The 21310-nt window shown below is 42.7% G+C and carries 19 protein-coding genes and 3 pseudogenes; 15 read left to right on the forward strand and 7 right to left on the reverse strand.

What is annotated here, in order from left to right:
• Positions 1-159 precede the first annotated feature (159 nt).
• On the reverse strand, positions 160-1383 hold the full coding sequence (locus FTU03_RS11280) for a CaiB/BaiF CoA-transferase family protein (protein WP_159123583.1): 1224 nt from the start codon (positions 1381-1383) through the stop codon (positions 160-162).
• 345 nt (positions 1384-1728) lie between these two features.
• Between FTU03_RS11280 and FTU03_RS11285 the strand changes: the two are divergent.
• Positions 1729-3016: pseudogene (locus FTU03_RS11285) on the forward strand (MFS transporter).
• A gap of 87 nt (positions 3017-3103) precedes the next feature.
• Here FTU03_RS11285 and FTU03_RS11290 read toward each other — a convergent pair.
• On the reverse strand, positions 3104-3592 hold the full coding sequence (locus FTU03_RS11290; RefSeq protein ID WP_034706362.1) for a MarR family winged helix-turn-helix transcriptional regulator: 489 nt from the start codon (positions 3590-3592) through the stop codon (positions 3104-3106).
• Positions 3593-4097: 505 nt separating this feature from the next.
• On the opposite strand from FTU03_RS11290, the gene FTU03_RS11295 reads away from it, so the two are divergent.
• From FTU03_RS11295 to aliA, 4 genes are read left to right on the forward strand one after another with little or no spacing between them, the layout of a single operon-like run.
• On the forward strand, positions 4098-4862 hold the full coding sequence (locus tag FTU03_RS11295) for a glucose 1-dehydrogenase (protein ID WP_166138714.1): 765 nt from the start codon (positions 4098-4100) through the stop codon (positions 4860-4862).
• A 58-nt stretch (positions 4863-4920) separates the two neighbouring features.
• Positions 4921-5703, forward strand: coding sequence for a 2-ketocyclohexanecarboxyl-CoA hydrolase (badI, locus tag FTU03_RS11300; RefSeq protein WP_179993043.1), 783 nt, complete (start codon positions 4921-4923; stop codon positions 5701-5703).
• 12 nt (positions 5704-5715) lie between these two features.
• On the forward strand, positions 5716-6873 hold the full coding sequence (gene aliB, locus FTU03_RS11305; protein ID WP_179993042.1) for a cyclohexanecarboxyl-CoA dehydrogenase: 1158 nt from the start codon (positions 5716-5718) through the stop codon (positions 6871-6873).
• 54 nt (positions 6874-6927) lie between these two features.
• A complete protein-coding gene (gene aliA / locus FTU03_RS11310) occupies positions 6928-8595 on the forward strand; it encodes a cyclohexanecarboxylate-CoA ligase (protein WP_179993041.1) in 1668 nt (555 codons plus the stop codon).
• Between the two features lie 100 nt (positions 8596-8695).
• On the opposite strand, the gene FTU03_RS11315 is transcribed toward aliA, so the two are convergent.
• From FTU03_RS11315 to FTU03_RS11325, 3 genes and pseudogenes are all read right to left on the reverse strand, one after another.
• On the reverse strand, positions 8696-9373 hold the full coding sequence (locus FTU03_RS11315; RefSeq protein ID WP_179993040.1) for a type 1 glutamine amidotransferase domain-containing protein: 678 nt from the start codon (positions 9371-9373) through the stop codon (positions 8696-8698).
• Between the two features lie 174 nt (positions 9374-9547).
• Entirely contained in the window at positions 9548-9712 is a 165-nt protein-coding gene (locus FTU03_RS11320; RefSeq protein WP_166138732.1) for a hypothetical protein, read from the reverse strand.
• Between the two features lie 227 nt (positions 9713-9939).
• Positions 9940-10446, reverse strand: a pseudogene (locus tag FTU03_RS11325) (SDR family oxidoreductase); the annotation flags it as partial.
• Positions 10447-10506: 60 nt separating this feature from the next.
• On the opposite strand from FTU03_RS11325, the gene FTU03_RS11330 reads away from it, so the two are divergent.
• Positions 10507-11535, forward strand: coding sequence for a transposase (locus tag FTU03_RS11330; RefSeq protein ID WP_166139641.1), 1029 nt, complete (start codon positions 10507-10509; stop codon positions 11533-11535).
• Between the two features lie 8 nt (positions 11536-11543).
• On the opposite strand, the pseudogene FTU03_RS11335 reads toward FTU03_RS11330, so the two are convergent.
• Positions 11544-11915, reverse strand: a pseudogene (locus FTU03_RS11335) (SDR family NAD(P)-dependent oxidoreductase); the annotation flags it as partial.
• A 378-nt stretch (positions 11916-12293) separates the two neighbouring features.
• On the opposite strand from FTU03_RS11335, the gene FTU03_RS11340 reads away from it, so the two are divergent.
• The 3 genes from FTU03_RS11340 to FTU03_RS11350 are packed head-to-tail and all read left to right on the forward strand — an operon-like array spanning position 12294 to position 15461.
• Positions 12294-13517: an efflux RND transporter periplasmic adaptor subunit gene (locus FTU03_RS11340; RefSeq protein WP_179993039.1), complete on the forward strand. Its 1224-nt coding sequence runs from the start codon at positions 12294-12296 to the stop codon at positions 13515-13517.
• Complete coding sequence (locus FTU03_RS11345; protein ID WP_179993038.1) at positions 13514-14737, forward strand: ABC transporter permease; 1224 nt, start codon at positions 13514-13516, stop codon at positions 14735-14737. The genes FTU03_RS11340 and FTU03_RS11345 overlap by 4 nt, the downstream gene beginning before the upstream one ends.
• The gene (locus FTU03_RS11350; protein WP_179993037.1) at positions 14730-15461 is read left to right on the forward strand and encodes an ABC transporter ATP-binding protein; all 732 of its coding nucleotides are present in this window, start codon (positions 14730-14732) and stop codon (positions 15459-15461) included. The genes FTU03_RS11345 and FTU03_RS11350 overlap by 8 nt, the downstream gene beginning before the upstream one ends.
• A 63-nt stretch (positions 15462-15524) precedes the next feature.
• Here FTU03_RS11350 and FTU03_RS11355 read toward each other — a convergent pair whose 3' ends face one another.
• A complete protein-coding gene (locus tag FTU03_RS11355; protein ID WP_125278654.1) occupies positions 15525-15836 on the reverse strand; it encodes a metalloregulator ArsR/SmtB family transcription factor in 312 nt (103 codons plus the stop codon).
• A gap of 99 nt (positions 15837-15935) precedes the next feature.
• Here FTU03_RS11355 and FTU03_RS11360 point away from each other — a divergent pair, with 99 nt between their 5' ends.
• The 6 genes from FTU03_RS11360 to FTU03_RS11385 all read left to right on the forward strand — a co-directional run bounded on the left by FTU03_RS11360 (position 15936) and on the right by FTU03_RS11385 (position 21003).
• Positions 15936-16352 (forward strand): YeeE/YedE family protein, encoded by a 417-nt coding sequence (locus FTU03_RS11360; RefSeq protein ID WP_179993036.1) that lies wholly within the window; start codon positions 15936-15938, stop codon positions 16350-16352.
• Positions 16353-16769, forward strand: a complete 417-nt coding sequence (locus tag FTU03_RS11365; protein ID WP_179993035.1) for a DUF6691 family protein — start codon at positions 16353-16355, stop codon at positions 16767-16769.
• Between the two features lie 2 nt (positions 16770-16771).
• On the forward strand, positions 16772-17647 hold the full coding sequence (locus FTU03_RS11370; RefSeq protein ID WP_179993034.1) for an MBL fold metallo-hydrolase: 876 nt from the start codon (positions 16772-16774) through the stop codon (positions 17645-17647).
• A 118-nt stretch (positions 17648-17765) separates the two neighbouring features.
• Positions 17766-18191: a hypothetical protein gene (locus tag FTU03_RS11375; RefSeq protein ID WP_179993033.1), complete on the forward strand. Its 426-nt coding sequence runs from the start codon at positions 17766-17768 to the stop codon at positions 18189-18191.
• Positions 18192-18230: 39 nt separating this feature from the next.
• Positions 18231-20123, forward strand: coding sequence for a copper resistance system multicopper oxidase (locus FTU03_RS11380; RefSeq protein ID WP_179993032.1), 1893 nt, complete (start codon positions 18231-18233; stop codon positions 20121-20123).
• On the forward strand, positions 20110-21003 hold the full coding sequence (locus FTU03_RS11385) for a copper resistance protein B (protein WP_179993031.1): 894 nt from the start codon (positions 20110-20112) through the stop codon (positions 21001-21003). The genes FTU03_RS11380 and FTU03_RS11385 overlap by 14 nt, the downstream gene beginning before the upstream one ends.
• Positions 21004-21310 lie beyond the last annotated feature (307 nt).

Here is a 21310-nt window from a genome sequence, read left to right on the forward strand (position 1 = left end):
TCATGAAATACGGTATTCTGATGTGACAAAACCTGAATCCTGGTCGTTAAAGTGTTTGTTTGCACTCATATTTTAACTGTTAGGACTCAGGTTTTTTTATTTAAAGCAAACTATGGGACAGCAGTGATCTTTCGATTCCTTTTTTTATTGCTGAGCAGTTTAGCGCTGCTGGATGACTTTTTTACTTTTCAGCTCTTCCATTTCAGCAGGGCTTAAATACTGGCTCAAGATGGCGTCGGTATCTTCACCCAGACACGGTGGTGCTTTTTTATATTCTACCGGGGTCTTGGAAAGTTTAATCGGCGAACCAATCGAGGTGTAATCGTCACGTAGAGTATGCGGCATATGAATGACCATTTCACGCGCCAGAACCTGTTCTTCTTCCAAAGCCTGTTTCAGGTTATTGATCATGCCCACTGGGACTTTGACTGCATGAATCAGATCTACCCAGTGTTTTGCCGGTTGAGAGTAGAAATGAGCCTGTAAGAGAGTGGTGAGTTCTTCACGATGTGTAACCCGGCCTGAATTTTTCAAGAAACGCGGATCTTCTGCCACTTTGGTCAAACCCACGGCCTGACACAGCGCTTGAAATTGCAGGTCATTCCCACAAGCAATAATGAATTCACCTTCCTGTGCTTTAAACACCTGATAAGGCACAATATTGGCATGGGCATTTCCGAAGCGGCCAGGGACTTTACCTGAGGTCAGATAATTCATGGCTAGAACAGAGAGGGAAGCGACCTGGGTATCCAGCAGTGCCATATCAATATGCTGACCTTCACCAGTTTTTTCACGGGACAATAAAGCAGCTTGAATCGCAATTGCAGCATATAAGCCAGTGGTCAGATCAGCAAAGGCTAGACCTGCTTTTTGCGGACCACCCCCTGGAAGGTCATCACGTTCACCCGTAACACTCATCATACCGCCCATACCCTGAACAATGAAGTCATAGCCTGGTTCTTGCGCACGCGGGCCATTCTGGCCAAAGCCGGTAATTGAACAGTACACCAGACGCGGATTTATCTGGCTCAGACTTTCATAATCCAGACCATATCTTTTCAACGAACCCGCTTTATAGTTCTCAATCACTACATCACTCTGTTCTGCGAGTTTCTTGATAATGCGTTGACCTTCCGGAGTAGATAAATCTACGGCAACTGAATGTTTACCGCGATTGGCTGAAAGATAGTAAGCCGATTCATGGGTATCTTCCTGCTGATTATTTTTAAGCCAAGGTGGTCCCCAGATGCGTGTGTCATCTCCATGATCAGGCTTTTCAATTTTAATCACTTCCGCACCTAAGTCCGCCAGAATCTGGCTACACCAAGGACCAGCCAAAATCCGGCTTAAATCCAGTACACGAAAGCCCGTTAAAGCACCCATCGTTACGCTCCTTGTTCGATGTTATTTAGATTACATGTCATTTTAATAATCGCTTTAAAGCTATATGAAAATGGAAAAACAATCAACTTTACGATACTTAATTTCGTCTAACAAAATAAAACATCTAAAATGATTGAAAAATCATCCTAACTTCTTTAGCCTGATGACGAGAATAAATACGATTCAAAAATAACAGGAGAGGGAAAAGTCTCGGGAATGAGATTATAAGAACAGGAGTAAGTACTGTGCTTTGAAAACGGATCTCGCTTAAAGCGCATGCATACAGAAGTGTGCATACACAAGATCAGAATGAAAAAACCTAAGGATAGGAATAGAGATTTAAATATGACGGAATTAGTAAGAGAACAAGTTTTAGAAAGAGAACTCGCAAAGATAAAACCCACTACCAAACGAACCCAGCAGATCGCCTTTGTCTTTGCCTTTTTGGCACTTGGTCGATGGCGCGGACATGCTACTGCTGTCTTTCAGCTTAAACAGCCTGAAAGCAGAATTTGGTTTAAGTAATTTACAAGCCGGTACCTTGGGTAGTTTTACACTGGCGGGTATGGCGATTGGTGGTTTTATTGGTGGCTGGGCTTGTGACCGTTTAGGCCGGGTACGTACAGTCGTGATTTCAATTCTGATCTTTTCAGTATTAACTGCAGCCTTGGGCTTTACCCAAAACTATGAACAGTTCGCCGTACTACGTTTCCTGTCTGCGTTTGGGATCGGATCTTTATATATTGCAGCCAGTACACTGATGGCTGAATATGTACCAACCAAATACCGGACTACAATTTTAGGTACCTTACAGGCAGGTTGGACGGTTGGCTATATCGTAGCTACTGTATTGGCAGGTTGGATTATTCCTGAATATGGCTGGCGTACACTGTTTTTTGTCGCGATTATCCCATCCGTTATGGCGATTTTTATCCAGAAACTGGTTCCTGAACCAGAATCGTGGCAGCGTGCAAGATTACTGCGTTTATATGCACCCGCTGAAGAAACCACCAAACAGCCTGTTAAGAAAAGTACTGTCAAAGAAATCTTTGCGGATCCTGCGAATCGCAAGATGTTTATTTTATGGATTTTCACGGCTGGGTTTCTGCAGTTTGGCTATTACGGTGTAAATAACTGGATGCCTGCTTATCTAGAATCTGAATTACACATGAACTTTAAATCAATGGCGGGTTATATGATCGGAACCTATATCGCCATGATTTTTGGTAAAGTTCTGGCCGGTTTTGCTGCAGACCGATTAGGTCGACGCGCCGTTTTCTCTTTTGGCGCGATCGGTACGGCGATTTTCTTACCGGTCATTGTGCTGTTCAACACCCCGGATAATATTGCCTATCTGCTGATTTTCTTCGGCTTTCTCTATGGTATTCCGTATGCGATTAATGCCACATATATGACTGAAAGCTTTGCGACGTCAATCCGCGGTACAGCAGTCGGTGGTGCCTATAATGCAGGGCGTATTGGGGCCATGTTTGCCCCTGCAATTATTGGCGCGGCAGCTAGCGGTGGTTCAATTGGCTTGGGCTTCCTGATTATGGGCGGTGCCTATTTCTTGTGTGGTGCAGTGTCTGGGATCTTTATCAAAGATCGTCAATATGACCCACAAAAAGCATAATGATCATTTTAAACAATGATGTTAAAAATGAGCCTCATAAGGGCTCATTTTTTTATCTGTTTAATTTAAAAATAAGATTTCTATTTTTTATTGGTCCGACTCTTTTTGCAGATGAATACTTTTCAGACCATCATTTACTTTATTGAGTAAATGAATCAGGGTAATCACATCATCAAAAGCCAGTTTATTTAAGGCTTGTCCATAAAACTCAAAAAAATCATCCTGCAGGCTATCCCAGGTCTGAAAACCTTCCGTGGTAAGCGCAACAATTTTGGCACGTCGATCCTGCTCATTGATAACACGCTCTACCAGTCCATCACGTTCCAGTCGTTTTAAGACAGCATCCAGATTTTGTCGGCTTACACCCAGATATTCGGTCAGATCTGAAAAAGACATACCAGATTTAACTTTAGGACGAGACAGGGCACCCAGCACGGCCCAATGCACGGGAGATATTTTTAGCTCATTTAAGCATTTTCGATCCAGACTGTTTCCCACCTGAAACAGCCGGAAAAACAGCCGGTTATGAGCGGAATATAAGGATTGATCATATTTTTTTGACAAAGTATCACTCACTATATGCAACATCCTCAATACTGAAATAGCCAAACGGTGCAAAGTATAACCTATCGCTTTTTCGCATAAATCAGTTTCTTTTATAATTTGTTTTAAAAATCATAGTTTTTTAGTAGAAATCTGCATCTTTAAATCCTGTACTAAGCGATTAAATCATTTAAAAATATCTTTCTTGATATTCACAGTTTCAGTTTGTTCTCTAGCTGAATATCAAGGCAGTCATCTAGCAAACTAAAGAAATAAAACATCCTTCATGAAACAGAAACAGCTTAGTAATAAACTGGGGCTAGATATAGGTTACTCTAAAGATAAATGTCAATATAGGTCAATACATTGAATAAATAAAATTATTAAATAATTGTTATTTATACATTTATAAAAATATAAATATTATTTTATGTAAATATGTTGACATAAATTCAATCTCTTTCTATTTTAGATAAAACACACCGAATTAGAACAATAGCCGATTAAATTCGACAACAAATAGCGTAGGGATAAAACAATGAAAGGATTAAAAGATAAGGTCGTGATTGTGACAGGCGGTGCAGGCGGAATAGGTTCCGCAACCTGCCGACGTTTGGCAGAAGAAGGCGCTAAAGTTGCTATTTTTGATATGAATCTGGAAGCTGCCGAGAAGTTGGCAAATGAAATTAATCAATACGGTCGGGCGCTGGCGATTCAATGTGATATTACCCAAAGTGACGTCGTTGAACAGGCGGTTCAAAAAACGGAAACTGAATTAGGCCCGATCGATGGACTAGTGAATAATGCTGGTTGGGACATTTTTAAACCCTTCATTAAAAGCACCCCAGACGAATGGCAGAAACTGATCCAGATCAATCTGGTCGGTATGCTGAATATGCACTTTGCTGTGCTGAAAGGCATGGTCGAACGTAATTCCGGCAGCATCGTTAATATTGCCTCAGATGCAGCCCGTGTCGGTTCTTCGGGCGAAGCAGTCTATGCTGCCTGTAAGGGAGGATTGCTATCTTTCTCCAAAACTCTGGCACGCGAACATTCACGCCATAACATCAAAATTAATGTGATTTGCCCAGGACCAACCGATACCGCTTTACTTGCAGGCGTGACTGAAGGTGCTTCAAATCCAGAAAAATTACGTGAAGCCTTTGTTCGTGCTATTCCACTGGGCCGTTTGGGTCAGCCGGATGATTTAGCTTCTGCGATTGCTTTTTTCTTAAGTGAAGATGCCAGCTTTATTACCGGACAGGTCCTTAGTGTCTCTGGCGGTTTGACCATGAATGGTTAAAGCATCAAATTAATTAACACTAAATTAGACAGATAAAACAGTACAGGACGTAATGAACATGAATTTTGAAGATATCTTATATGAAGTAAAAAACGGTGTAGCCTGGATCACGATTAACCGTCCAGAAAAAATGAATGCCTTTCGTGGTACGACCTGTGATGAACTGATCAAGGCTTTAAATAAGGCAGGCTATGACCGTAACGTTGGGGCGATTGTATTGGCCGGCGCGGGTGAAAAAGCGTTTTGTACTGGTGGTGATCAGTCTGCGCATGATGGTAATTATGACGGTCGCGGTACCATTGGTTTACCGATGGAAGAATTGCATACCGCCATTCGTGATGTCCCCAAACCGGTAATTGCGCGCGTACAAGGTTATGCGATTGGGGGAGGTAATGTACTGGCCACGATTTGTGATCTGACGATCTGTTCAGATAAAGCAATCTTTGGTCAGGTCGGACCAAAAATGGGTTCAGTCGATCCAGGTTATGGCACAGCATTTTTAGCACGCGTCGTGGGTGAGAAGAAAGCCCGTGAAATCTGGTACATGTGCCGCCGTTATTCTGGTCAGGAAGCGGTTGAAATTGGATTGGCCAATAAATGTGTACCAGCAGATCAACTCGATGCAGAAGTTCAGGCATGGGGCGAAGAAATCTGTCAGCGTAGTCCGACCGCAATCGCGATTGCCAAACGCAGTTTCAATATGGATACCGCACATCAGGCAGGGATCGCTGGCATGGGCATGTATGCGCTAAAACTTTATTACGATACTGAAGAGTCTCGTGAAGGCGTCAATGCACTGAAAGAAAAACGTCAGCCTGAATTCCGTAAATATGCCAAATAAGGAGACTGATCAATGAAAAAGAATCCTTATATCACCGAAGATCTAGAACTTTTAGCTGAAACGGCAGAAAAATTTGCCCAGAAATATGTGGCTCCGGGATTTCTGGAGCGCGACCAAAGCCGAGTCTTTGATCGTGATCTGGTGAAAAAAATGGGGGAAATGGGCTTTATAGCCCCCGAACTCCCTGAACAATACGGTGGTCAGGGTATGGGCCGACTGGCAGCAGGGATTATCCATGAAGCCATTGCCAAAGCGGATTTAAGTTTCTCCTATATCAACCTGCTTGCTTCCCTAAATGGCCAAATTCTGGCCGAACATGGGCAGTCTGAAGTGGTTGAGCCCTGGCTGAAAAAACTCACTGCAGGCGAGGCTATCTTCTCAATTGCCTTGACCGAGCCGCGAGGCGGTTCTGATGCAGCAAATTTACGTTTAAAGATTGAACGTGATGGCGACGAATATGTCATTAATGGCGAAAAAACTTCAATTTCTGCGGCCGATCAGGCAGATGCTTCGGTGGTTTTCGGTCGCACTGGCGCCAATGAAGATGGTGCACATGGCGTGACAGCGCTCTTGGTTCCGATGAATTTACCGGGCATCTGTACCACACGATTTGACTGTCATGGTCAGCGCGCCATTGGTCGCGGTTCAATCTTCTTTGACAATGTTCGTGTGCCAGTCAATCACCGTCTAGGGGATGAAAACAAAGGTTTTGTGCAGGTGATGCAGGGCTTTGATTTTTCTCGTGCTCTGATCGGTTTACAGGTTTTGGCCGTTGCCCGGGTGAGTCTGGATGAAGCTTGGGAATATGCCACGCAACGCGAAGCTTTTGGTCAGCCATTGACTGCTTTTCAGGGAGTTTCGCATCCACTCGCTGAATACGAAACTCAGGTTGAAGCTGCACGCTTACTTTGCCTGCAAACTTTATGGCTCAAAGATAACCATCTACCACATACCTCTGAAGCAGGCATGTGTAAATGGTGGGGACCAAAGCTGGCTTATGATGTGATTCATCAATGCCTGTTGACTTATGGTCATGCCGGTTATGACCGTGGTGTGATGGAACAACGCATGCGTGATGTACTAGGATTCCAGATTGGCGATGGCACAGCACAGATCATGAAAACAATTATCGCTCGGCATAAGGCAGGACGTAAGGCTGTACCAGCTTAAGGAAAATACGCCCCAGCCTGAATAAGACTATTATAAAAAATAAGGAGTAAGCGAATGGATTTCGATGCGGTTCTGATCCCGACAAGAAAAGAGGCCATGCTCAAACAAGGACACTGGCTCAATCAAACAATTCTCGATTTTTTACGCAGTGCGGTAGAAAAAAATCCGGACAAAACAGCTTTAGTGAGTTTTAAGGTCGAGAATCAAACTGAACAGACTTTCAGCTACCAGCAGATTTGGGACATGACCAACAAAATTGCGCTGGGCTTGAAACAGTTGGGTATTGAGAAAAATGATGTGGTGTCTTGCCAGTTGCCGAACTGGTGGGAATTTACCTTGCTGTATCTGGCTTGTAGCCGTATTGGCGCCGTATTGAATCCACTCATGCCGATATTCCGTGAACGTGAATTGGAATTCATGCTTAAACATGGTGAATCTAAAGTATTTGTTGTGCCTAAAATCTTTCGTAATTTTGGCCATGAACAGTTGGCCAATCAGCTACACAACAAGCTGGACACCCTAAAACACGTAGTTGTAGTGAATGGGGATGGCGAGAATAATTTTGATCGCCTGTTGCTTAATCATAGTCTGGAACAGAATGCTGCAGCCATTGCTGAGCTAGATGGGCTTGAATCTGGCCCAGATGATATTACCCAACTAATCTTTACCTCGGGCACTACAGGTGAACCGAAAGGCGTGATGCATACGGCCAATACCTTATTTTCCAATATTGTGCCTTATGCAGAGCGTTTGCATTTAACTGAAAATGATGTGGTATTGATGGCGTCACCGATGGCGCATCAGACCGGATTTATGTATGGCCTGATGATGCCGATTCAGCTCAATACCAAAGTGGTATTACAGGATGTCTGGGATGTCTCCAAAGCAGTAGACTTGATTCATCAGCATCAGGTGAATTTCACCATGGCTTCAACGCCATTTTTGAACGACCTGTCCAATACTGTGGCTGAACAGCATGACAAAGTCGATTCACTGAAAATTTTCCTTTGTGCTGGTGCGCCAATTCCGGGACCATTAGTGCAAAAAGCCCGGGAGATTTTAGGCGTAAAAGTGATTTCAGCCTGGGGAATGACTGAATGTGGCGCGGTCACTACTACCTGTCCAGAAGATGACGATGAACGTTCTTTTAATACTGATGGCATCGCCTTGCCGGGTGTAGACGTCAAAATTGTCGATAAAACAGGGAAGGCCAAGCCGGTGAATGAGTCTGGTCGCTTGATGATTCGCGCTTGTTCTGGATTCGGTGGCTACCTCAAACGTGCTCATTTAAATGATACCGATGCAGATGGCTGGTTTGATACGGGCGATATCGCCTATCAGGATGAAAAAGGTTATATCCGGATTTGTGGCCGTAAAAAGGATGTAATCATTCGTGGCGGTGAAAATATTCCGGTCGCAGAAATTGAATCACTTTTATATAAACATCCCAATGTGGCGGTGGTCGCTTTAGTGGCTTATGCAGATGAACGGCTAGGTGAGCGTGCCTGTGCGATTATCAAGTTGAAAGATCCGGCACAGTCTTTAAGTTTTAATGAGCTGGTGGATTTTCTGAAAACCCATAATCTGGCAATGCAATATATTCCAGAACGTTTGGAGATTTGGGACGAGATTCCGATGACGCCATCGGGGAAAATCCAGAAATTTAAACTCAGAGAATTACTGGCCCAGCATATTGCATCAACTGTGGCAGTAGCGAATTAGAATCTCAACATAAAACGAATAAACCCTGATGTGACATCACATCAGGGTTTTTTACCAGCAAATAAGTAACTGGTCTCCAATGACTTATATCTGGATGAAATTATTTTAATAACTTTAACAGCGCCTCAGCCGTTGCAGCAGAAGATGCCGGATTCTGTCCGGTAATTAACAGGCCATCTTGCTGTACATGTACCTGCCAGTCCTCAGCCTTGGAATACTGTCCGCCTTTTTCTTTCAGCGTATCTTCAACTAAAAATGGCACGATATCAGTCAGGCCAACACCATCTTCTTCAGTGTTACTAAAGCCAGTCACTGATTTACCTTCGACGATAGGTCGGCCTTCTGCATTTTTAACATCGCGAAGCACACCCGGTGCATGACAGACGAGTGCCACAGGTTTATTGGCCTGTAGAGTCTGTTCAATTAAGGAAATAGAATTCTGGTCATTTGCCAGATCCCATAACGGTCCATGGCCGCCCGGATAAAAGATCGCATCAAAATCCTGATTCAGCACATCACTTAATTTATGCGTATTGGCAAGAGCCTGCATGGCCACTTCATCTGCTTCAAAACGTTTGGTCGTTTCGGTTTGCGCATCAGGTTCATTGCTTTTTGGATCAAGTGGTGGCTGGCCACCGGCTGGAGAGGCCAACGTTACGTCTGCGCCTGCATCAATAAAAGTGTAATAAGGAGCAGCCAGTTCTTCGAGCCAGAATCCGGTTTTTTTACCCGTTTCGCCAAGTTGATCATGGGAGGTTAATACAATCAGAATTTTCATATTTTTCCTTAAAATTATCTTGAATGACTTGATGAAATAACGAAACAAAGGAAAGAATCTGAATACCTAAGGCCATCAGACTTTTTCGATTGCTTAAAAAATAAAAGGAATAAAATCTAGATAGTTGAACTGATGCTAAATCAATAGCATCACTTTCCTTGAACTTTGGATAGCTCAGTTTTTCTTTTTCTTGCCACCGCCGTCCTGCTTATTCACAGTCGACCAGGCAATACGCTCTGCTTCGTCTTCAGGACGACCACGATCTTTTTCACTGTCTTCAATATGCTTAGCCTGTCGTTTTTGCTTTTCGGTATAAGCTGATTTATCACCTCTAGACATTTTACTATCCTCATCAGGTAGGGGCTGAAATCACTATAACAAGGGATTATTTTGGCGCGGGTAATCATCTGTCAGGATTTGTTTGAATTGTTTTATAGCTTTAAGATGAATTTTATAGATATCCATCAAATTCTGTTTTTCAAAGATTCTAAAACTAAAACGTATTAAATATTTTAGAAAAAAGTAGATAACAGCTAGAAAGGCTGTTATCTACTTTCAAACTTTGATTAGCCGTTAATAATACTGCCGCCATTTACATGAATGACCTGACCTGAAATATAGCTAGCTTCTTCACTGGCCAGAAATAAATAGGCAGGAGCGACTTCACTCGGTTGTCCCATACGTCCCATTGGTGTCTGTTTACCAAAATCTTCCAGTTGTTCTTCATCAAAGCTGCTTGGAATGAGTGGTGTCCAGATTGGGCCTGGTGCAACACCATTCACACGAATTCCGGTTTTATTTTTCGCCAGATTGGTAGATAAGCTGCGGGTAAAAGAAGTAATCGCACCTTTGGTGCTTGAATAGTCTATCAGTGTGTCATGTCCATGATAGCTGGTGATACTGGTGGTATTGATAATACTGTCACCTGCCTGCATATGTGGAAGTACCGCCTGAGTCAGATGGAACATGGACAGGATATTGACATTGAAGGTCTTGAATAACTGGTCTGGAGAAATATCGGTAATACTGTCCTGCGGATACTGCACACCTGCATTATTTACCAGAATATTAATGGTTTAGGACTTACGCATTGACGGATTCAAAAAAGTATTAAAATACTTTATAAAGTATCTGTGATCAGACGAATTAAACATGCTTCTACAGCAACTTGTACATTACCCATTTATATGGGCTTTCTCATGACAGAACCGAACTCTATTAGCTGCACACAACTTGCCGAGACTTATAATATCTCGCATGATAGTGTAAATCGCTTTCTAGAGCGTGAAGACTACACACCTCACGACCTATATCAAGAATCAATTCAACATATTGATAATAATAAACTTATAGTCAGCATTGATGATACTGTTTTAGATAAACCATATAGTCAACATATGGACTTGGTTAGCTATTTTTGGTCAGGCAAACACCACCGATCCGTCAAGGGTATTAATCTCATTACCTTGTATGCGATAGATCAAAATGGTCAAAATATTCCAATTAATTTCCGAATTTATGACAAATCTGAAAGTAAAACCAAGAATGATTACTTTATGGATATGTTAAGTGAAGTACTCAGTTGGGGTGCAAAGATTCAATTTATTACAGGTGATAGTTGGTATTCATCGACTGGAAATCTAAAAACCATAAGAAAACATGGTATTCGATTTATGTTTGGTATCGACTGTAACCGTAAGGTTTCCCCAGAAAAAGGACAATGGTTTCAACTGCGTTTATTGCCAGATTTCCATCAGGGTCAAGTGGTCTGGCTCAAAGATTTTGGCTTTGTACAATTATTTAAGACTCAGTTAAAAGAACAGCAGAGGTTTTATATTGTGCATCAAGATGAAGATGATTTATTGTCCTTTGAGGGTTTTCATGAATTACATTCAAGTCATTGGAAAATAGAGCAATATCACCGGGTGGTTAAACAGGTTTGTCATATTGAAAAGTTTCAAGTAAGACGATCTAAACTGATTTTGAATCATATTTTTTCAGCCTTGATGGCCTACGTTGAGATACAAAAGAACCAGTTTGAGCGGATCTTTGAAAATGTATATCGTTGGCAGAAGAAATTATTTAGACCAGTTATCAAAAACTTCATTGATGACTTTATTCTCGATAAAAATCATCTGCTACCACAGAGAATCTATAAATAATAGTGCGTAAGTCCTATGGTTTTAAATTCCTGAAGGGTCTGCTCAACCATTTTCTTGATTTCATCAGGATGCTGTAAATCGCATTGAATCAGCAGACAACGGCGTCCTTCTGCTTCAACCATTTTTTTGGTATCAAGCGCATCCTGATCTTCATCCAGATAGCAAATGGCAATATCGGCGCCTTCGCGGGCAAATAATACTGATACAGAGCGACCAATCCCGCTGTCACCACCTGTAATGAGTGCTACTTTGCCTTTTAATTTATCGCTACCTTTATAATTTTCTTTAATGACTTCCGGATTAGGATCCATTTTAGTCTGGTCACCCGGTTGATGGGCTTGGGTTTCAGTTGAAGCTGGAGTTTCAGGATAGTTATTCATATTTTTTCCATGATTGCTCTTGATGAAAAAATATATTAGGAGCTTTTAGTTGGGATTGAATTAGACTCAACATTTCATAACAGAACCTGTGCAAGATTTAGCATTTATACATTTAGCTTAAATTGACACTTTAGAACTGCCTGTTTTGGTTATTCAAATTTCACTTCTAGAATGAAATATCGGGTTTCTTTTTAAGGAAAAGAGCGATAAGCAGGAATATACCTTCAGTGGATTACAGAAGAGTTAAGTCGATTTAGGAACCAATCTGCAAAATAAAACCAATAACTTATTTACAACCAAATAAATCTAAAATATACAGCTAGATAAGCTACAAGTATTTCTTTACAACTGCGCTTTTAACCAGAATGGAGAAGCACATTGCGCGCTATCCGCTATAAATATATTGTCCTGATCCTTTTACTTTTGCTCGTTGCATTTGGCGTATTTCGCTGGTGGCAAGGGCCACAAGTCACAGGTTATACCTTAGAGCCGATGCCGCTGGTGCAATCAGTGGTTGCCACCGGGCAGGTCATCACCGTTTCACGTGCTCAAGTCGGTAGTGAAGTAACCGGCGTGGTACTAGAACGTCGGGTCAAGGAAGGCGATCGGGTCAAACCGGGCGATTTGCTAGTTGTACTTAAATCGGATGAACTGGCAGCCCAAGTTCGTCAGGCAGAAGTCGCATTGAATGAACTGGCAACCAATCGCCGTCCACAAGCCTCAGCAGAATTGGCTTCAGCAAAAGCTCAGCTGGAACAGGCCAGCCGTGAAGCGACGCGTCGTCGCAATGCCGAAGCAGGCATCCTTTCGGCAGAAGAAATTGAACAGGCTGTAGAGGCAGAAAGGGTAGCACGCAATAATTATGAAACTGTGCGTTTAAAAGCAGCTGCACTGGCACCTGGTCAGGTAGAGGAGGCTTCATTGCGTGAGCAGCTTTCGGTAGCACAGGCTCAACTGGCTAAAACTAAAATCCGGGCAACTGTTGCTGGAACGGTGCTGACCCGTGATGTTGAGCCTGGCGATCTGGTTCAGCCAGGACGTACCTTATTTACCATTGCAATGGATGGTAATACCGAAATCCGTGTACCACTGGATGAACGTAATCTGTCACGACTGGCGTTGTCCCAGAAAGCGACTGCAATTGCCGATGCTTACCCGGATAAACCTTTCCCAGCCCGGATTAATTTTATTGCACCGAGTATCGATCCTCAACGCGGCACGGTAGAAGTGCGTCTATCGGTTGATCCGGTACCTGATTTCCTGCGTCAGGATATGACGGTATCGGTTAATGTCGAGACAGGTCGCCGTGATCGTACCTTAGCGATTCCGAATGATGCGCTAGGGAAAGTACAGGGCGATCAGGCCACCGTATTACTGGTACGTGATAGCAAAATCCAGCGACAAAAAGTGAAACTGGGTCTGCGCGGACTTGCCATGTCTGAAGTGATTTCCGGTTTAAAAGTGGGTGACCAGGTACTGTCAGATGCAACTTCAACTTTAAAAGATGGCACACGAGTTCGATTTAAGCCCGAAGAAATCAACTATGCCGACCAGAATAATGATGCCAGCAATAAAAATGAATTACCGGTGAAATTCGAGTGAAAAAATTACTAGGGCGTCTCTGGATTGAATGGAAGATCGCAATCAGTTTTTTGCGAGAAGGCCGAATGCAGTCTCTGATGATTACAGTGGGTGTTGCTGTAGGGGTGTCTGTGATTGTTTTTATCTCGGCACTGATACAGGGCTTGCAGTCTAATATCATCGAAAGGACTTTAGGGACACAGGCGCATATCCGTTTACTGTCCCCCGATGAAGTGAACCAAGTTATACCCGCACCCGCAGGCACTGTGCAGCTGGTTCTAGAAGATAAACGGGCCCAAAGACTACGCTCTATCAATAATTGGCAAGAGGTCGTGACGACCTTGGATCAGGTGCCTTTATTGACAGCTGTTTCTCCAGTAGTTTCTGGACCTGCATTCGCACAGCGTGGTGAAGCTCAGGAATCGGTTGCGCTGGTGGGCATGGATCCAGAACGTTATCAGAAAATAATTCCACTTAAAGAATATATGATCAGTGGGCAGTTACGTGTCGGTGCAGATGATGTAATGATTGGCAGTCAGCTGGCTAAAGATCTGGGTGTACAGGTGGGTAGCAAATTACGATTAGACACCGGTCAGGACAACAGTACTGTCGTAAATATTTCCGGAATTTTTGAACTTGGAGTACGTGAGCTGGATTCGCGCTATGTCTATATGGATTTAAAACAGGCACAGTCTTTACTCAGCCTGCCAGGCGGGATCACTGTAATCGACCTGACGGTAGAAAATATTTTTGAAGCAGAAAATATTGCAACGCAGGTCGGGCGTTTGACTTCCTTACAGGCAGAAAGCTGGATTAAAACCAATGGTCAGTTAATGAATGCCATCTCAGCGCAGAGCCTTTCAACCAATATGATTATTATTTTTGTGGCCATCTCCGTCGCTTTTGGTATTGCCAGCGTCTTGTCAGTCAGTGTCGTACAACGGACTCGTGAAATTGGCATCTTAAGGGCAACAGGGGCCACACAAAGACAAATCCTGCGCGTTTTCCTGTTTCAGGGCGCAATTTTTGGCTTGTTGGGGTCTATTATCGGCAGTGCAGTCAGTTATTTACTGGTCTGGATCTTTAATGAATTTGGCCCAGGCCTGTTCTATATTCCAATTTCAATCAATCTGCTATTGCTGGCTTTATTGCTGGCCACATTGACTGGTGTAGTGGCAGCGGCTATACCATCCCGTCGTGCTGCGGCACTTGATCCTGTGGAGGCAATTCGTCATGTCTGATTCATCGAATGAAGTCTTGCGGCTGGAAGCACTACGTAAATCTTATAATATTGGTCAGCCTAATGAAGTCGAAGTTCTGCATGGCATTGATTTGTGTATTGAACGTAATGACTTTGCAGCACTAATTGGTCCTTCAGGCTCGGGGAAAAGTACTTTATTGAATATTCTGGGTCTATTGGACCAGCCAACTAGCGGTGAACTATATCTGCTTGGTCAACCCACCAGCCGTATGGATGACGCTGCACGTACCGTATTACGCGGCAGCAGTATTGGATTTGTATTTCAGTTTCATCATCTGATTCAAGCTTTTAATGCATTAGACAATGTCCTAATGCCGTTAATGATGGCACATGGTAAACCGGATCAAAAAGCTCTAGACCGCGCTCATGAACTTCTGGCTGCAGTCGGGCTGGAAAAGTATGCACATCGAAAACCGAATGAGCTTTCCGGCGGGCAACAACAGCGTGTTGCAATTGCTCGGGCACTGATTACAGAACCCGCCTTGTTACTGGCCGATGAACCGACCGGGAACCTGGATACCCAGACCGCGTCTGAAGTTTTTGAACTGTTTCGTAAAGTAAATAAGGAACAGGGCTGTGCCATTTTGCTGGTGACTCATGATCCGCGCTTGTCTGTTAGTTGTGATCGCACCATCAAGTTAGTTGACGGCCTGATTCAAAGTGATACCAGAACAGCTCCAGCAGATATTCCTGAAAATACTTAATTTTTAAATATTTTAAGAATTTGTATTCTCCAATTATGGATAAATAAAGATTTTTCTTATCACTTAAGCCTTGCAATAAAGCTGATACAAGGTTTGCATCAGGGTAAGTACTTTGGGGTCGGAAAGCTGATAGAAAATCTGCTTTCCTTCACGACGCGTGCTGACCATTTCGGCTTTTCGGAGCACCGTAAGTTGTTGTGAGAGAGTGGGTTGGTGAATATCTGTTTGTAGCTCAATCTGTTGCACATTCATTTCACTATCGACCAGTACACATAGAATTTTCAGTCGGTCAGAATTCGACAACACTTTTAAGCGTTCGCTTACCACATGAGCCTGAGAAAAATCAATACGTGTCTGAGTTTCATCTGCTGTCATATAAAAAACCTGTATTAGTCACACAATATTTAAAAACCGTCTTGATTAATATTTATAATTATATAATATAAAATTATATATTTTAAGTGGAATATGCTCATGCATGACTTTTTGGCAGCGTTTCTCGGTGGATTACTGCTTGGTCTTTCAGTGGTCGGCTATCTGTATGTGAATGGCCGTATTGCGGGCGTGAGTGGGTTGGTTGGGCAGGTACTTAATCGAAAGACAATTTTCAAAACTCCTGCGGTCTGGTTTTTAGCAGGACTATTTATAGTTCCATTTATCTACGGCGTATTGTTTCAGCCAGAAATTGAGCTGAATGCCAGCCCATGGATGATGGTCATTGCCGGTTTGCTGGTTGGTTTTGGTACACGTTTAGGTTCAGGTTGTACCAGTGGACATGGCATCTGTGGGATTAGCCGTCTGTCAAATCGCTCCTTTATTGCGACCGGGTCTTTTATGCTGGCGGGATTTATCACGGTTTATGTTGTTCGTCATCTGGTTGGAGCTATCTAAATGAAAAATCTATTCGCTTTTCTATTTGGTGGCCTGTTTTCAGTCGGCTTAATGCTCTCAGGTATGTCTAATCCTGAAAAAGTTCTGGATTTTCTGGATCTGTTTGGGGATTGGGATGCCAGTCTTGCCTTTGTCATGATGGGGGCAATTCTGGTGGCTTTTATTCCTTTCCAGAAAGCTAAACATAATCCACATCCGACCACTTTATTTAATGAACCCATTGATTTACCAAAGAATCAAAAGATTGATCCTAAACTGCTGTCGGGTAGTTTATTATTTGGTATCGGTTGGGGAATTGCAGGCATTTGTCCGGCACCCAGTTTTACCCTGATTGGTTTGGGACATTATCAAGCCTTGTATTTTATTGCAGCTATGCTGCTTGGGATCTGGATTCACCGTAAATGGGCAGGAGTATAAATATGACACAGCAGCCAAACGTCAAAGCGTTTTTTGATAAAAATACCAATACTTTTAGTTATGTGGTGAGCGATCCTCAAACTGCCCAATGTGCCATTATTGATAGCGTGCTGGATTACGATGCTGCGTCTGCCACCACATCGACCGAGCATGCCGATCAGATGATTGCCTATGTGAAATCACAAGGTTTGACGGTGGAATGGATTCTGGAAACTCATGTACATGCTGATCATCTGACAGCTGCCCAATATCTGAAACAGCAATTAGGCGGCAAGATTGCAATCAGTAAAAAAATTGCGCTGGTACAGGAAACGTTTGCCGAGATTTATCATCTGGACATGAAACAGATCAATGCGCATCAGCCTTTTGACTATCTGTTTGAGGATGGTGAGCATTTCAAGATTGGCAAGCTGGAAGTTTATAATATTCCTACGCCAGGACATACACCTGCCTGTTTAAGCTATGTGATTGGTAACGCCGTCTTTGTAGGGGATACACTGTTTATGCCGGACTATGGCACGGCTCGTTGTGATTTTCCAAATGGCAGTGCCTCGGTTTTATATGATTCTGTTCACAAGCTGTTTCAGCTCCCGGAAAGCACCCGTGTATTTTTGTGTCATGACTATTTGCCAGAGTCACGTCATGAATATCAATGTGAAACCACGATTCAGCAGCAAAAACAGCAAAACGTTCATATCCGTGAAGGGATTAGCAAATCTGAATTTGTACAGATGCGTCAGCAGCGTGATGCAGGTCTAAGTATGCCTAAACTGATTTTGGCTGCGATCCAGATTAATATGAATGGCGGACAGTTCCCAATGCCAGAAGCCAATGGTGTGTCTTATGTGAAGCTGCCGCTAAATTATTTTAAGAAGTGATCAATTTATCAGGAACAAAATATTAATCTTTAAATTAAGCGCTTATAAAGTTTGCGAATTTTAATATTCCACCCTATGCTATTTGGGTTAACTCATTTTTATATTTTCAGGGTGCATCGTGCTCAGACAGTTCTTTAAACAGATCTGGTTTGTGATGCTTATGGTATTCGCCGTAAGCTGGAGCGGCATGTCGATTGCTTCAGCAAAAACGATGCATCTGGAAACGTCAACCAAGCAGATGGGTTCCCATTGTAAGGAAATGGAAAAAATAGAGAAGTTACATCGCCAGCATCAAGCTATGCATGATTCTGCTCATGATATGAGTCAGGACATGGATTGCCACTCCGATTTAAATGAACACAAAGATGACTGTCTGGATTGTATTTATAGCTCTTGCCATAACCTGAGTAGCTGGATCGATGTGGAAATCTCGAAGTTAACTCTTCCTGAGATTCATGCCTTAGAAACCACTTTTATCTCTAATTATCAAGCCAAGCACCTTGCCGGGTATTGGCAGGAAATTCTGCGCCCACCTAAAACTTAATCCTCGTTATTTATATTTTAATAAATCAAGGATTAAGTTATGTCGATTAAAATTAGTCAAAGCCTGTTATTGGGCTTAAGTTTAGTGATCTCGTCTTCATTATTGGCTGCTGTAAAAGAATATCAGCTGGTTATTGATGAAGGTCCAGTCAATATCACCGGTAAAACCGTACAACGTATTACAGTGAATGGAAAATTTCCTGCACCTTTACTGGAGTTTGAGGAAGGTGATGAAGCTGTTATTCGCGTCAAAAACAAGCTAAAGAATAAAGAAAGCTCTCTGCATTGGCATGGTTTATTGCTACCCGGCCTGATGGATGGTGTCCCCGGTTTTAACGGGTTTCAGGGCATTGCACCTAATCAGGAATTTGTCTATCGCTTTAAAATTCGTCAGAGTGGAACCTACTGGTATCATGCCCATTCCAAGGGGCAGGAACAGGACGGCCTTTACGGCGCCTTTGTAATCTATCCCAAAAACCAGGCGGAAGTTCCTGCACATGAGCAGACCGAGCGTGATTATGTGGTCATGCTTTCAGAATTTCATGAGCAGTCCGGCCAGCAGATCATGAATAATTTAAAAAAATCTGCCGAGTATTATCAAAATCAGCGTGAAACTCTGAGCGATGTTTTTCAGCAAATCAAACGGGAAGGGCTTAAAGCCACCTGGAATGATCGCAAAATGTGGAACCAGATGCGCATGCTGAAAACCGATCTGTCTGATGTAACCGGCTATACCTTTTTGGTGAATGGAAAAACGCCTGAACAGAACTGGATAGGACAGTTTAAACCGAATGAAAAAGTGCGACTGCGTTTTATCAATGCCTCTGCCATGTCATTTTTTGATGTGCGTATTCCACAGTTAAAAATGACAGTCGTCAGTGCAGACGGGCAGCCTGTCAAACCTGTAGCGGTCGATGAATTCCGCATTGGTGCCGCAGAAACCTATGATGTAATTGTAGAGCCCACTGCGGAACATTATCAGATTGAAGCTGAATCGATTGACCGTTCCGGTTTTGCGATTGGCAGCTTACAGAATGAATTAAAGCCAGCTCATCATGCCATACACAAACCTATATCCCGTCCTCGTGCCTTATTGACCATGGAAGATATGGGACATGGCAATATGCAGGGTGAAGCACACGAGCAGATGAATCATCAGAATCATGCTAGCCATGACATAAATGTTAAAAAAGATACTGAACATTCGATGATGGGACATAAGCAGCATGCATCAGCCAAAATTATCGAACAAGGAGAGGACAATCATACCGAGCATTCAGATACTTCATCCGCTATAGATCATGTGAATCACTCAAATATGACCGGGGATATGCAACATGAAAAAGATGCCAAAACTTTTACGCAGCAACCAGTTTACGGCTGGGCCAATGCCTCTACACCGGTAGGGCATAAAGCTTTGCAATATAGCGACCTCAAATCTTTAACTCCGCAAAAAGATATTCGCGACGCAGAAAGCGAATTGGTGATTCGTTTAGGCGGCACCATGGAACGGTATATCTGGACCATGAACGGCAAGAAATTTAATGAAGCAGAGCCGCTCAAAGTGAAATTTGGGGAACGGATCAGGCTGAAATTTATCAATGACAGTATGATGGCACATCCGATGCATTTACATGGCATGTTCATGCAGCTCGAAAATGGCCAGTCTGCAATAGATATGCCGAATAAACATACAGTGATTGTCCCACCTGGAAAAACCGTTACGACTTTGCTGACTGCAGATGAACTAGGTGAATGGGCGATTCATTGTCATCTGTTGTATCACATGACTGCCGGCATGATGAATAAACTGATTGTAGCAAATGTTCAGGAAAATGGCGTTTCGACTCAGAATACTGTGCGGGAAGAGCATTCCCATCATCACATGACAAAACCAGTAGAAAAACAAGGAGATGCTCATGCACACCATTAATCTTTGTCTGAAGCCTGTTTTGGCTAGTGTATTGGCGTTGGGAAATATGACTGTTTTTGCCGAAGATATATCTCAACAGCATGCTGATCATTCGATGCATCATCAACAATCACTTCAATCGTCAGAGCATCATTTAACTTCAGTAGCACCGGAAATTACTGAAAATTTAATTCCAGATTCAGCTTCAACCTATTCCAGCGAACATGATCATCGCAAGGAACATGGAGGGCAAATTTATACGCGGGTCAAACTGGACAATAAATGGATCAAAAACTCAGAAGGTGAGGGAGGCTTACAGTCTGAGAATGAGCTTCGGATTGGCACGGATGAAAATAAACTGTTCATTAAACTCAAAGCTGACAAGCAGGAATCCAGAGCAACAGAATATGCAGTCCAAGCTCTGTATAGCCGGAATATTTCAGATTTCTGGGATGCTCAGGCGGGTCTTCGCTACCGTCAGGAAAATTTGGGTCAGCCTAATGCTGGGCAAAATATTGAACATGTAGATGCAATATTTGGATTCCATGGGTTGGCGCCGTATTTCTTTGAAACCAATGCACATCTGTATCTTGGTCAAGATGATTTTATCGGACTTGAGCTAGAAACAGAACGTGATCTGCTACTCACACAAAAACTGATTTTGCAGCCTTATGTTGAAGTTGACCTCATTTTGAAGGATAAAGCAGCCAATGCCAAAAAGACTGGAATAAGTCATGCGGCATTCGGTCTGGAAACCCGTTATGAGATCAATAAAAAGATCATGCCTTACCTTGATATTGCTTATGAATATTCCAAGGGCAATGAGAAAACCTCATGGCAGGACGCATCTGATTCTGAACAGGGCGGACGTTATGGAATCGGTTTAAGAATGATGTTCTAAACAGATATCTATATAAGCTAATATTTATGAGGCGGGAAAATCATTTTCTCGCCTCATATACTCAGCTATATTTTATTCTTAAGGCCTTTATAAACTTTTAAATTTTTCTTTGTTTTAAATTATTCATCTTCAGAATAAATATAAATACGATTGGACTTATAACAACCCAAAGTGCCATAAAGCTAATACTACTACTGAATTGAGTTCGTAAAAGGGACAATACCAATAGTAAAAGACTGCCTGAGATCAATTTAACGATGACCGGATAACTCACCAGAAAAGAATATCGAGACTGTCTGGTTTTTAA

The sequence above is a fragment of the Acinetobacter sp. YH12046 genome, from assembly GCF_013419905.1.
Lineage (GTDB): Bacteria > Pseudomonadota > Gammaproteobacteria > Pseudomonadales > Moraxellaceae > Acinetobacter.

Excerpts from the sequence above, each read along its gene's own strand:
- FTU03_RS11380 (WP_179993032.1), top strand. The coding sequence starts at position 18,231 with ATGTCGATTAAAATTAGTCAAAGCCTGTTATTGGGCTTAAGTTTAGTG.
- aliA (WP_179993041.1), top strand. The coding sequence starts at position 6,928 with ATGGATTTCGATGCGGTTCTGATCCCGACAAGAAAAGAGGCCATGCTC.
- aliB (WP_179993042.1), top strand. The coding sequence starts at position 5,716 with ATGAAAAAGAATCCTTATATCACCGAAGATCTAGAACTTTTAGCTGAA.
- FTU03_RS11385 (WP_179993031.1), top strand. The coding sequence starts at position 20,110 with ATGCACACCATTAATCTTTGTCTGAAGCCTGTTTTGGCTAGTGTATTG.
- FTU03_RS11350 (WP_179993037.1), top strand. The coding sequence starts at position 14,730 with ATGTCTGATTCATCGAATGAAGTCTTGCGGCTGGAAGCACTACGTAAA.
- FTU03_RS11365 (WP_179993035.1), top strand. The coding sequence starts at position 16,353 with ATGAAAAATCTATTCGCTTTTCTATTTGGTGGCCTGTTTTCAGTCGGC.
- FTU03_RS11355 (WP_125278654.1), bottom strand. The coding sequence starts at position 15,836 with ATGACAGCAGATGAAACTCAGACACGTATTGATTTTTCTCAGGCTCAT.
- FTU03_RS11320 (WP_166138732.1), bottom strand. The coding sequence starts at position 9,712 with ATGTCTAGAGGTGATAAATCAGCTTATACCGAAAAGCAAAAACGACAG.
- badI (WP_179993043.1), top strand. The coding sequence starts at position 4,921 with ATGAATTTTGAAGATATCTTATATGAAGTAAAAAACGGTGTAGCCTGG.
- FTU03_RS11315 (WP_179993040.1), bottom strand. The coding sequence starts at position 9,373 with ATGAAAATTCTGATTGTATTAACCTCCCATGATCAACTTGGCGAAACG.
- FTU03_RS11360 (WP_179993036.1), top strand. The coding sequence starts at position 15,936 with ATGCATGACTTTTTGGCAGCGTTTCTCGGTGGATTACTGCTTGGTCTT.
- FTU03_RS11370 (WP_179993034.1), top strand. The coding sequence starts at position 16,772 with ATGACACAGCAGCCAAACGTCAAAGCGTTTTTTGATAAAAATACCAAT.
- FTU03_RS11295 (WP_166138714.1), top strand. The coding sequence starts at position 4,098 with ATGAAAGGATTAAAAGATAAGGTCGTGATTGTGACAGGCGGTGCAGGC.
- FTU03_RS11280 (WP_159123583.1), bottom strand. The coding sequence starts at position 1,383 with ATGGGTGCTTTAACGGGCTTTCGTGTACTGGATTTAAGCCGGATTTTG.